Below are 10908 nucleotides of genomic sequence, written 5' to 3'. Positions count from 1 at the left end.
GGGGGGGGCCCCGTGGGGGGTCCCGGGGTGTGGGGCGCGCGGCGATGTCGGCACACATTGGTGGCGCGGGGGGGGGGGGGTTGGGGGGGGGGGGCCCGGCCCGGGCCCCCCCCCCCCGATAACGGTTCGGTCAGACCGGGAACCGGAAGGTGCGGTCCTTGTCGCCGGTCTTGTCGAGGAGCGCGGTGATCTGGTCCGCGACGTCCTGCGGGGTGATCGGGACCAGCTGGCCGTTCTTCTTCGTCTTCATCTTGTCGAAGGCGCCGGCGGCCAGCTGGCGGTTGAGCGCGTCGAGGTCCCACTTGGGCACGAACTTGCCGCTCGCGTCCGGGACGAGGGTGAGCGCCGCGGCGGCGGTCTTCGGCCCGAAGTCGAACTTCTTGGTGCCCGCGAAGATGTGGATCTGGCTGCTCACGGCCGACTTGCCGAGGGTGTCCGCCGCGCCCTGGAGGGCCTGGGCGGAGACCTTCGGCTGGGCGGCGGTCACCGCCAGCGCGACGGGCTGGTCGGACTTTCCGGCGGCGCGGTCCCGGTAGGCGGCGTCGACCAGGTCGACGGCGGAGGCGGAGTCCACCGCCTGGCCGGCCCGGCCGGGAACGACGACGGTCTCGCCGGTCTCGCTGAACCGGACGTAGCCCTCCTGCAGCCCCTGGCCGGAGCCGCCGGCCAGCGCCTCCAGCGCGGACTTGAGCTTGGCCCGGTCGACCTTGACCTCCGGCGGGACGGCCTTCTCGTCGGCCTTGAGCGACTTGAGGACGTCCAGCGGGTTGTACGAGTGCTGGGTGAGCCGGTCCACGGTGGCCGTGGTGTCGAAGGCGAGCCCGGCGGCGGTCGGGTCGAGGTCCACGGTCTGCTCGCCGATCTTCAGCTTGACCGGCTGCTGACCGGCCTTGCCGACGCTCTCGTCGAGCCGGCGGATGGCCTGGTCGCGGTTGCTGCCGCCGATGTCCGTGCCGAGCACCACGGTGCCCTTGGGGATGTCGGCCTGGTTGAGCATCAGCCCGGTGCCGTAGGCGGCGGCGCCGAGGAAGCCGACCACGACGACGGCGTAGGTGGCGAGCTTGACCAGCTTCTTGGCGGCGCTCGGCCTGGCCTTGGCCCTGGGGGCCGGCGCGGGCTCGGTTGCGGCGGGTGCGGGCTTCGGGGCGGACGGGCCCGCGGGGCCGTCCGGTGCGGGCGCGGGGGAGACGGCCGGGGCGCCCGGTCCCGCGGCGTCGGTGCCCTCGCCCTGGCGGCCCGGGGCGCCGGGGAAGAGGCCGCCCGGGGCCGGGGCGCCGTTGGCGGCGCCGGCCTGCGGGTAGGGGGTGGTGGCGAACGGGTCGGCGCCGGCCGGGGCGGAGGCGAACAGGCCGGGCTGCGGGGCGCCGCCCGGTGCGGTGGGCGCGCCGGGTATGGGCGCGGCCGGGGCGCCGCCGGGGACCGGGGCGAAGCCGTCGACCGAGGTGTCCTCGGGGCCCGGCGCGGCGGGGCCCTGCGGGTAGGGGGCGGCGAACGGGTCCGCGGCCGGTGCCGGGGCCATGCCGGCCGCGAAGGGGTCGGCGGGTGCGAACGGGGTGGCGGGCGCCGTCGGCGCGAAGTGGCCGGCCGGGACGTCGGCGTAGACGCCGGCCTCGTCGGCGGGCGGCTCCGCCCCGCCGTACGGCGACGCGGGCGTGCCGTTCGGCAGCGGTGCGGGGGCCTGCGCCTGGGCGGGCACCGGGTGGCCGTTCGCGGCGGGCCGCTCGGTGCGCGGCCGTTCGTTCCGCGGGTGGGCGGTGTCGGGCCGGGCGGCGCCGTTCGCGCGGGCGCCGTGCTGCGGCCCGGCGGGGGCCGGGGCGGCTGCGGGCGCGGCGGCCGGCACCGGGGCACCCTCGGAGCCCTTCTTCTGGCGCGGGCGGAACCACGCGCCGGTCGACTCGGCCTCCGAGGTGGCGGGCGGGATCTGCCACTCGGGCGGCAGGTGCGGCGGAGCGCCGCCGGTGCCGCCGTCCATCACGCCGAGCACCGGGGAGGTGGGCGCGGCGGAACGGTGCCGGGGACCGGGCGGTTCGGCGGGTGCCGGGGCGTCCTCGCCGGGGCCGTCCTCGTTCTTGACGGCGCTGCGGACCACCACCGGCGGGATCGGGCGTGAGCCGGGGATGTTGATCCGGACCCGGGTGGTCACCGTGGTCTCGGTCTTCGGGCTGTCGTCCCCGCCCTCCGGAGCCGAGCCCTTGGCGGCGCCGGCACCCGTGCGGTCGCCGCCGGGGAAACCCGGTGTGCCGTAGGGCGGGGTGCCCGACGGGTAGGCGTCCGGACCCGTGCGCCGGGGCGTCGGGTGGGCGTTGTCAGATTCGCGGCTGCTCAATGCTGCTCTGCTCCGGGTTCGCGGGCCGGCCGTGCGGCGCGACCGCGGTTCGTCGGCGCCGGGCCTGGACGGGCGGCGTCGGGTACGGCGTTCTGCGGCACCACCATACTGGGAAGAACCGACCGGTGAACCGGTTCGGACAGATCCCGATACGTCCGGTTCTTCCGGTATGAGAGTACGACCGGGCGGTGCTGACTGCCCGTCGTACCGGCCACCGTACGCGGGTGCCCGCCCGGGTCAGCGCGGTGGGCCCGGAACCCCGGGGAACCAGCTGGTGCGGGTCGGCAGGGTGGCGCAGATCACGCCCAGGATCGAGCCGGCGAACAGCCAGGCCAGCGACGTGGCGTTGGTCCAGAGCACGTTGTCCCCCTCCGGGCGGGGGACCATCACCAGCAGCAGGGCCAGGAACCAGCCCGCCGCCGGGGCGGCCGCGCCGATCCGGGTGCCGGTCACCCGCAGCCCGGCGTAGAAGGTCGCGGCGGTGGCGGCGAGCGCCAGCAGGACCCCCACGGGCGGCCACAAGGCCTGCACAAACGCTCCGCACACCGAGACCAGGATGCCCAGCAGGAAGAACAGGACATACGCCGCGATCCGTGCGCCGCGCGGGGGCTGGGGCTCCTTCAGGCGCTCGTCCCGGGTGCCGAGGACGGCCGCGGCGGGCGAACGGCGCGCGGGCCGCGCGGAGTCGGTCGGGGTCATCGGGCGGACTCCTCGGGCGTCGGGCCGGCGGTGACGGGCTCCGCTCCGGCGAACAGGTCGTCCTCCGGCAGCCGGGGCCCGGCCGTGCCGCGCGCCAGCTGGTAGTACTCGGTCGCGAGCAGCGGCTGGCCGAGGTGGTTGGAGAGCGCGAAGAACGCGCCGGTGGCGTCCACCGTGATCTGGGTCGCGTGGGCGGCCATCGCGGCGGCCTTGCGGCCGGCGTACCCGGTGCCGTCCACGACCGTCGTGACGACCGCGTCCTCGACCACCCCGGGGATGTCCGAGGCCTGCGCCACCCCCGGGAACGGCGCCTTGGCGGCGGTCTCGGCGAGGGCCCGGTCGACCACGGACCGGGGCACCCGGTTCCAGTACACCTTGGCGATCCGCCAGGCCGGGCCCAGGTCGGGCCGGTACGCCGGGTCGGCGGCCAGCTCGTGGGCGCGCATCGCGACCCGGTGGGTCTGGATGTGGTCGGGGTGGCCGTAGCCGCCGTCCTCGTCGTAGGTGACGAGCACCTGCGGGCGCACCTCGCGGACCACCGCGACCAGCCGGCCGGCCGCCTCGTCGACGTCGGCCCGCCAGAAGCAGCCGGGCACGTCGTTGTCGGGCACGCCCATCATCCCGGAGTCGCGGTAGCGCCCCGGGCCGCCGAGGAAGCGGTGGTCGGTGACGCCGAGCGCGGCCATCGCCTCCGTCAGCTCCCCGATCCGGTACGCGCCGAGGGTGTCGTCGCGATCGGCCGTCAGGCGGGCCAGCTCCGGCGGGATCACCTCGCCGCCCTCGCCGAGCGTGCAGGTCACCAGGGTGACCCGGGCGCCCTCGGCGGCGTACCGGGCCATGGTGGCACCGTTGTTGATCGACTCGTCGTCGGGGTGCGCGTGCACGAGGAGGAGGCGGCGTCCGGTGGTCGCGGTCATGGGGGGAAGCCTAACGACCGGGGTGCCGGCCCGGTGACCCCGCGCCGCGGGTCAGAGCCGCAGGCCGTTGATCATGCCGGCGAGGTTGCTGGTGACCTGGCTGATCGACGGGGCGATGGAACTGGACGCCAGGTAGAAGCCGAGCAGCGCGCAGACGATCGCGTGCGCGAGCTTCAGGCCCGAGCGGCGGATCAGCACCACCACGATGACCAGCATCAGCATGGCGGCGGAGATGGACAGGGCCATGGCGGCTCACACTCCTCGGGGCTGGCGATCACTCGGACCTAGTCATACCCGATGAGTGAGGGATGTATCACTCTGAGTGAGTCCGCACGCACCGGGGCACGGTGGCACCCACGGGGCGCATGGGCCGGTCGGAGGGGGTGCGGACCCCTTCCGGGCGTACTTGGGCCCGATGCTCCGAACGAGTGATCACCATCGCCCGGCCACGGGTCGTAGGGTCTGGTGGCATGACCACCCACACCCCAGCGGACACCTTCCCGAGGCAGTACGCGCGCACCCTGCGCTACACCGTCGGCGCGCCCCGGTCGTTCTCCGTCGCACCCGACGGATCCCGGGTCGTCTTCCTCCGTTCGCGGTCGGGCAGCGACCGCGCCAACCTGCTCTGGACCCTCGACACCGCCACCGGCGAGGAGCGGATCGCCGCGGACCCGGCCGTCCTGCTCGGCGGCGGGGAGGAGGACCTCTCCCCGGCCGAGAAGGCCCGCCGCGAGCGCAGCCGCGAGGGCTCGGCCGGCATCGTCGGCTACGCCCTGGACGGCTCCGGCCGGCTCGCCGCCTTCGCGCTCTCCGGCCGCCTGTTCGTCGCCGACCTGGCCGCCGGCACCACCGCCGAGCTGCCCGCCGAGGGCCCGCTCGTCGACCCGCGGATCTCCCCGGACGGCGTCCACGTCGCCTACGCGAACACCGCCGGCGAGCTGCGGCTCAGCCGGGTCGACGGCACCGGCGACCGGGCGCTCGCCGGCCCCGACGGGCCGAACGTGACCTGGGGCCAGGCCGAGTTCATCGCCCAGGAGGAGATGGACCGCGACCGCGGCCACTGGTGGTCCCCGGACGGCGACCGGCTGCTCGTCGAGCGGGCCGACGACACCCCGGTCAACCGCTGGTGGATCGCCGACCCGGCCAACCCGGACCGCGAGCCCGCCGAGGTCGCCTACCCGGCCGCCGGGACCGCCGACGCCGAGGTCGGCCTCTGGCTGCTCGGCCTGGACGGCGCCCGCACCGAGGTGACCTGGGACCGCGCCGCCTTCCCCTACCTGGCCCGGGTGCACTGGTCGAAGGGCGGCGTACCGCTGCTGCTCGTCCAGTCCCGCGACCAGCGCGTCCAGCTGACCCTGGGCGTGGACCCGGCGACCGGCGGCACCCGGACGCTGCACGAGGAGCGCGACGACGTCTGGCTGGAGCTGTTCCCGGGCGTCCCGGCGTGGACCCCGGACGGCGCGCTGGTGCGGATCTCCGACGAGTCCGGGGCGCGGGCGCTGGTGGTCGGCGGGCACACCGTCACCGGCCCCGACCTGCACCTGCGCTCGGTGCTCGCGGTCACCGCCGACGAGGTCTTCTTCACCGCCTCCGGCGGCGCCGGCGAGACCGACCCCGAGCCCGGCTGGATCGCGGTCGGCCGGATCGGCCACGACGGCAAGCGGCTCTCCTGGGAGTCCGCCAACGGACGTCCGTTCACCTCCGTCACCAACGCCGTGCACGCGGCCGGCATCACCGTGCGGGCCACCGCCGAGCCCGACCTGCCCGGCACCCTGGTGCAGGTCGCCCGGGACCTGCCGGAGGGCGTGGTGGTGGACGACATCGCCGTCATCGCCTCGTACGCCGAGACCCCGGTGATCACCGCCCGCCCGGTGTTCCGCTTCGCCGGCGAGCGCCGGATCCCCGCCGCGGTCTTCCTGCCCACCGGCTACGACCGCGGGCGGGACGGCCTGCTGCCGGTCCTGATGGACCCGTACGGCGGCCCGCACGGCCAGCGCGTCGTCCAGGCGCACAACCCGCACCTCAACTCCCAGTGGTTCGCCGACCAGGGCTTCGCGGTCGTCGTCGCCGACGGCCGGGGCACCCCCGGGCGCGGCCCGGCCTGGGAGAAGTCCATCGCCCACGACTTCGCCGGCGCCACCCTGGACGACCAGGTCGACGCGCTGCGGGCGCTCGCCGGGGAGTTCCCGCTCGACCTCGGCCGGGTCGCCATCCGCGGCTGGTCCTACGGCGGCTACCTCGCCGCGCTCGCGGTGCTGCGCCGTCCGGACGTCTTCCACGCCGCCGTCGCGGGCGCGCCGGTCACCGACTGGCGGCTGTACGACACCCACTACACCGAGCGCTACCTGGGCCACCCGGCCGAGCGGCCCGAGGTGTACGACGGCAACTCGCTGACCGGCTACGCGGCCGGGCTGGAGCGCCCGCTGATGATCATCCACGGGCTCGCGGACGACAACGTGGTGGCCGCGCACACCCTGCGGCTGTCCTCGGCGCTGCTCGCCGCCGGGCGCCCGCACACCGTGCTGCCGCTCTCCGGCGTCACCCACATGACGCCGCAGGAGGAGGTCGCGGAGAACCTGCTGCTGCTCCAGGTCGACTTCGTGAAGAAGTCGCTCGGGATCTGAGGCACCGGGAACGCCGAGGAGGGGGAGCGGGGCCGGATCAGGGAGCCAGGGCCCGCGGACGAGCGGTGCCGGGGCGTACCCATCCCGCTCCCCCTTGGCCGCGGGTACCCGCACGGGGTCCGTCCGTCCGGCCTCGACGTGGGCGACACGTTAGCGGAGGGGCCCGACAACGGACCCCGGACGGCTGGTCCGGGCGGAGGAACTCTCCCGGCCGCCGCCCGGTCCGCACCGGCGGCGGCCGGGGACGGCGGCAGCATGACGGGCATGCCGAAGCCTGCCGCGATGGTGCTCGTCGTCCTGCTCCTCGCCCTGATCCCGTGCGCCGCCTTCACCGGGGCCGGCGGAACCGGCCCGGGGGCACCCGCGGACGGCCGTCCCGCGCCCGCCGGGCGGCCCCGCTGAACGCGCGGCGCGGGGCGGCGGGCGGCGGCTCAGTTCAGCCGGTGGCGGGCGGCCCGGGCCTCCTGGCGGACCTTGGCGGCGGTGTCGGGGTCGAAGGCGTCCAGGATCTCCGCGTACTCGTCCATCTCCCTGGCCCCGCGCAGGAAGTCGCCGGTGCGCACCAGCAGTTCGGCGCGTTCGAGGCGTAGCTGGGCGGGGTGGCGGGGGAGCAGCAGGGCGAGTTCGGTCGCCCAGAGCTGGGTGCGGGCGTGCTCGGGGCGGTCGGCGGCCCAGGCCCGGATGTTGCCGAGCACCCGGAGCACGACGTCCAGCGGCTGGGCCGGGGTGAGCAGTTCGGGCGTGAACTCGTGCCCGCCGGCCTGCACCAGCTTCTCCACGTCGTCGAGGTCGAGCAGCCGGCCGCCGTGGTACGGGTCGGCCAGCACGTAGTCGTCGCCGCCGGCCGGGCCGCCGACCGCGACGATGAAGTGGCCGGGCAGGGCGATCCCGTGGACGGTGAGCCCGGCCCGCCGGGCGACGGCGGACCAGACCAGGGCGAGCATGATCGGCAGCCCGCGCCGCCGGCGCAGCACGTCCGGCAGCAGCGAGGACTCCAGCCGCCGGTAGTCGGACTTCCGGCCGTGGAACCGCTCCCGGCCGCCGAGGACGGCGGCGAGCAGCGCCGCGGTCTCCTCCGGTCCGGCCGGGGCCCGTTCGGCGACGGCGTGCCGCACGGCGGACGCGTGCCGTTCCAGCGCCGCCGAGGAGGCGGCGAGCAGGGCGTCCGGGGAGGGCGGGCCGGGCAGGGCGTCGGGGTCCGCCGGGTCCGGGGCGGGGGCGTGTTCGACGGCCGCGAGCAGGCAGAGCAGCACCGGATCGGGGTGCTCGGCCCGGGCCTCGGTCCGGAAGCGTGCTCTGCTCTGCTCGGTCACGGCGGTGGCGGCGGCTTTCGTGGGGCGGACGGGCGGACGGGCGGACGGTTCCGGGCGGTGTCCTACCCCTGCGGCAGGAGCGCGTAGTGGTAAGTGTGACTGGTCGTGAAGCCCAGCCGGTCATAGAGCGCGATCGCCCCCGCGTTGTCCGCCTCCACCTGCAGGTACGCGCCGCTCGCGCCCTCCTCGGCGGCCCGGGCGGCGAGCACCGCCATCACCGCGGTGGCCAGTCCGGCGCGCCGGGCGTGCGGGGCGACCTCGACCGCGCCGAAGCAGGCCCACGGCCCGTCGACGACGCACCGTCCGATGGCGAGCGGCGGCCGTCCCTCCGCACCGGGCACGGTGGCGAACCAGACCGACGGCCCGCCGTGGACGACCCGCAGCGCGGCCTCCTCGACCGCCGGGTCGTCGCCGGCCCGCCGGTACAGCGACAGCCACCGCGGTCCCGCGGTCCGGGACAGCCGGACCGGGCCGGGCGCGGCGGGCGGGCCGCCGCGGGCGATCCCGGCCAGCGGCGCGACCCGCACCAGGGTCGGCGCGTACGCCGCGCCCAGCCGGTCCAGCACGGCGCGCAGGTCCTCCGGCGAGCCGGGTGTGCTGACCTCGACCCAGGCGGGCAGCCCGCGCGCCGCGTACCACTCCCGCACCGCGGCGAGCGCCCCGTCGAGCGGGCGCCCGGGGTCGCCGAGCGCCTGGACCGAGTTGGCCCGCCGGGTGAAGCCGGCCGAGGCCCGCAGCGTCCACGCGCCCAGCGGCTCCTGCTCGACGGCGGGCCAGCCGCGCGCGGCGGTCCGCTGGAGCTCCACCGGGTCGACGGGCGGCAGCGGCGCGCGCCGGGCCGGGAAGAGCGGCACCACCTTCCCGGCGACCAGCAGCCGCTCGTCGAAGGTGACCGGGCCGCCGCTCCTCGGCACCACCGTCAGGCCCGATTCGTCCCAGGACGCGAGCACGCCGATCACGTCGCGGAACTCTGGCCGGTTGTCGTCGGCGAACCCGTCGAGCCGCCGGACCGAGACTCTGAGGCCCACGTCAGAGCGATCTATCCGGACCTCCGGACGGTCCTGAACCGGCCCTTCGGCGGCCATCTGGGCACCTCCTGTGCATTTGCGGTCTCCGACCCGCGATACTAGGGGCGGGCATCGACGACGCCGCGCTCACCCGCGCACGCGATCAACACAGAATGGGCCGCCGAGCCCTTCCGAGGAGGAACGACAGCGTGACCTACGTCATCGCGCAGCCTTGTGTCGACGTCAAGGACAAGGCTTGCATCGAAGAGTGCCCGGTTGACTGCATCTACGAGGGCGAGCGATCGCTCTACATCCACCCGGATGAGTGTGTCGACTGTGGCGCTTGCGAGCCGGTCTGCCCGGTCGAGGCGATCTTCTACGAGGACGACACGCCGGAGGAGTGGAAGGACTACTACAAGGCGAACGTCGAGTTCTTCGACGACCTCGGTTCGCCCGGTGGTGCCTCGAAGCTCGGCCTGATCGAGCGCGACCACCCGTTCATCGCCGCTCTGCCGCCGCAGAACGCCGACCACTGACGACTGGTGGCATCTGAGCTGTGACTACCAAGAACAGCACGCCCGCGCCGTTCCCGGGGCACCCGGGGGCGGCGCGTCGCGTTTCGGACCTCCTGCCGGTCTTCCCGTGGGACAAGCTGGAGCCGTACAAGAGCACCGCGCTCGCCCACCCCGGCGGGCTCTGCGACTTCTCCGTGGGCACCCCGGTCGACCCGGTCCCCGAGGTCATCCAGAAGGCGCTGGCCGCCGCCACCGACACCCCCGGCTACCCCACCGTCTGGGGGCCGCTGGAGCTGCGCGAGGCGATCGCGGGCTGGCTGCACCGCCGGCTCGGCGCGGAGATCGGCCCGCGGGCCGTCCTGCCGACCGTCGGCTCCAAGGAGCTCGTCGCCTGGCTGCCGACCCAGCTCGGGCTCGGCCCGGGCGACCAGGTCGCCCATCCGCGGCTGGCCTACCCGACGTACGAGGTGGGCGCGCGGCTGTGCGGCGCCGAACCGGTCGAGTACGACTCGGTGGACGAGCTGGACGGCTCCCGGGTGCGCCTGCTCTGGGTGAACTCGCCCTCCAACCCGACCGGCCGGGTGCTCGGCGCGGACGAGCTGCGCCGCACCGTGGCGTGGGCGCGCGAGCACCGGGTGCTGCTGGTCAGCGACGAGTGCTACCTGGAGCTGGGCTGGGAGGCCGAGCCGGTCTCGGTGCTGCGCCCGGACGTGTGCGGGGACGGCCACGAGGGCCTGCTGGCGGTGCACTCGCTGTCCAAGCGCTCCAACCTGGCCGGCTACCGCGCGTCCTTCGTGGCGGGCGACCCGGTGGTGGTCGCGGAGCTGCTGGAGGTGCGCAAGCACGGCGGGATGATCGTGCCGGCCCCGGTCCAGGCGGCGACGGCCGCGGCGCTCGGGGACGACGCGCACGTGACCGAGCAGCGGGAGCGGTACGCGGCCCGGCGGGCGGCGCTGCGGGCGGCGCTGGAGGCCCACGGCTTCCGGATCGAGCACTCGGAGGCCAGCCTCTACCTGTGGGCGACCCAGGACCGGCCCTGCTGGGACACCGTGGCGGAACTCGCCGCACTGGGCATCCTGGTGGCGCCCGGCGACTTCTACGGCCCGGCCGGCGACCGGTTCGTGCGGGTCGCGTTCACCGCGACCGACGAGCGGGTCGCGGCGGCCGTGGAGCGGCTGCGCGAGGCCGCCGCCCGGCGGTAGCGGGAACGGTACGAACGGGGACCTGGTGCTGAGCGCCCGGGGTGCGGCGGCGCTGGAGGAGGCCGCGGCCGGGGCGGCGCGGGCTTCCGGGGGCCGGGTGGTGGCGGTGGCCGGGGACGTGACCTCGGCGGCGCACCGGGCGGCGCTGGTGGCGGCGGCGCGGGAGCTGGGCGGGCTGGACCTGCTGGTGAACAACGCGGGGGTGCTCGGCGGCGAGCCCTCGGCCGAGCTCGCGGTCGAGCCGTAGCCGACGAAGTCCTTCACGCCGGGCTGGGCGGCGCAGCCGGTGGAGCAGGTCAGCGCGG

11 protein-coding genes are annotated in these 10908 nt (G+C 75.9%); 5 read left to right on the top strand and 6 right to left on the bottom strand.

The features are described 5' to 3' along the window. Window positions 1–130: 130 nt before the first annotated feature. The 4 genes from ACFCX4_RS21575 to ACFCX4_RS21560 all read right to left on the bottom strand — a co-directional run bounded on the left by ACFCX4_RS21575 (window position 131) and on the right by ACFCX4_RS21560 (window position 4188). The gene (locus ACFCX4_RS21575; RefSeq protein ID WP_376144778.1) at window positions 131–2326 is read right to left on the bottom strand and encodes a hypothetical protein; all 2196 of its coding nucleotides are present in this window, start codon (window positions 2324–2326) and stop codon (window positions 131–133) included. A 237-nt stretch (window positions 2327–2563) separates the two neighbouring features. Then, entirely contained in the window at window positions 2564–3025 is a 462-nt protein-coding gene (locus ACFCX4_RS21570; protein WP_376144776.1) for a DUF6113 family protein, read from the bottom strand. Further along, window positions 3022–3942, bottom strand: coding sequence for an N-acetyl-1-D-myo-inositol-2-amino-2-deoxy-alpha-D-glucopyranoside deacetylase (gene mshB / locus ACFCX4_RS21565; RefSeq protein ID WP_376144774.1), 921 nt, complete (start codon window positions 3940–3942; stop codon window positions 3022–3024). Before mshB ends, ACFCX4_RS21570 begins: the two co-directional genes overlap by 4 nt. A gap of 51 nt (window positions 3943–3993) precedes the next feature. Beyond that, complete coding sequence (locus ACFCX4_RS21560; RefSeq protein WP_344344199.1) at window positions 3994–4188, bottom strand: DUF2304 family protein; 195 nt, start codon at window positions 4186–4188, stop codon at window positions 3994–3996. A 224-nt stretch (window positions 4189–4412) separates the two neighbouring features. On the opposite strand from ACFCX4_RS21560, the gene ACFCX4_RS21555 reads away from it, so the two are divergent. Both ACFCX4_RS21555 and ACFCX4_RS21550 read left to right on the top strand, forming a co-directional pair. Further along, window positions 4413–6566, top strand: a complete 2154-nt coding sequence (locus ACFCX4_RS21555; RefSeq protein WP_376144772.1) for a prolyl oligopeptidase family serine peptidase — start codon at window positions 4413–4415, stop codon at window positions 6564–6566. Window positions 6567–6830: 264 nt separating this feature from the next. Further along, complete coding sequence (locus tag ACFCX4_RS21550; RefSeq protein ID WP_376144770.1) at window positions 6831–6968, top strand: hypothetical protein; 138 nt, start codon at window positions 6831–6833, stop codon at window positions 6966–6968. Window positions 6969–6997: 29 nt separating this feature from the next. On the opposite strand, the gene ACFCX4_RS21545 is transcribed toward ACFCX4_RS21550, so the two are convergent. Next, complete coding sequence (locus tag ACFCX4_RS21545; RefSeq protein ID WP_376144768.1) at window positions 6998–7879, bottom strand: transglutaminase family protein; 882 nt, start codon at window positions 7877–7879, stop codon at window positions 6998–7000. Window positions 7880–7941: 62 nt separating this feature from the next. After that, complete coding sequence (locus tag ACFCX4_RS21540) at window positions 7942–8907, bottom strand: GNAT family N-acetyltransferase (protein WP_376144766.1); 966 nt, start codon at window positions 8905–8907, stop codon at window positions 7942–7944. Between the two features lie 188 nt (window positions 8908–9095). Between ACFCX4_RS21540 and fdxA the strand changes: the two genes are divergently transcribed. Genes fdxA through ACFCX4_RS21525 form a run of 3 tightly spaced genes read left to right on the top strand, consistent with a single transcriptional unit; the run spans window position 9096 to window position 10850 of the window. Continuing rightward, complete coding sequence (fdxA, locus tag ACFCX4_RS21535; RefSeq protein ID WP_030061559.1) at window positions 9096–9422, top strand: ferredoxin; 327 nt, start codon at window positions 9096–9098, stop codon at window positions 9420–9422. Between the two features lie 20 nt (window positions 9423–9442). Next, complete coding sequence (gene dapC, locus ACFCX4_RS21530) at window positions 9443–10603, top strand: succinyldiaminopimelate transaminase (RefSeq protein ID WP_376144765.1); 1161 nt, start codon at window positions 9443–9445, stop codon at window positions 10601–10603. A 25-nt stretch (window positions 10604–10628) separates the two neighbouring features. Further along, complete coding sequence (locus ACFCX4_RS21525; RefSeq protein ID WP_376144763.1) at window positions 10629–10850, top strand: SDR family NAD(P)-dependent oxidoreductase; 222 nt, start codon at window positions 10629–10631, stop codon at window positions 10848–10850. The last annotated feature ends 58 nt before the right edge of the window (window positions 10851–10908 follow it).

The sequence above is a fragment of the Kitasatospora sp. NPDC056327 genome (assembly GCF_042261735.1).
GTDB lineage: Bacteria > Actinomycetota > Actinomycetes > Streptomycetales > Streptomycetaceae > Kitasatospora.
This window is presented reverse-complemented; position numbering and strand designations above follow the sequence as displayed.

What these genes read in the sequence shown, in the direction of transcription:
- ACFCX4_RS21570 (WP_376144776.1), bottom strand. Translation starts at nt 3,025, where the DNA reads ATGACCCCGACCGACTCCGCGCGGCCCGCGCGCCGTTCGCCCGCCGCG.
- mshB (WP_376144774.1), bottom strand. Translation starts at nt 3,942, where the DNA reads ATGACCGCGACCACCGGACGCCGCCTCCTCCTCGTGCACGCGCACCCC.
- ACFCX4_RS21560 (WP_344344199.1), bottom strand. Translation starts at nt 4,188, where the DNA reads ATGGCCCTGTCCATCTCCGCCGCCATGCTGATGCTGGTCATCGTGGTG.
- ACFCX4_RS21555 (WP_376144772.1), top strand. Translation starts at nt 4,413, where the DNA reads ATGACCACCCACACCCCAGCGGACACCTTCCCGAGGCAGTACGCGCGC.
- ACFCX4_RS21550 (WP_376144770.1), top strand. Translation starts at nt 6,831, where the DNA reads ATGCCGAAGCCTGCCGCGATGGTGCTCGTCGTCCTGCTCCTCGCCCTG.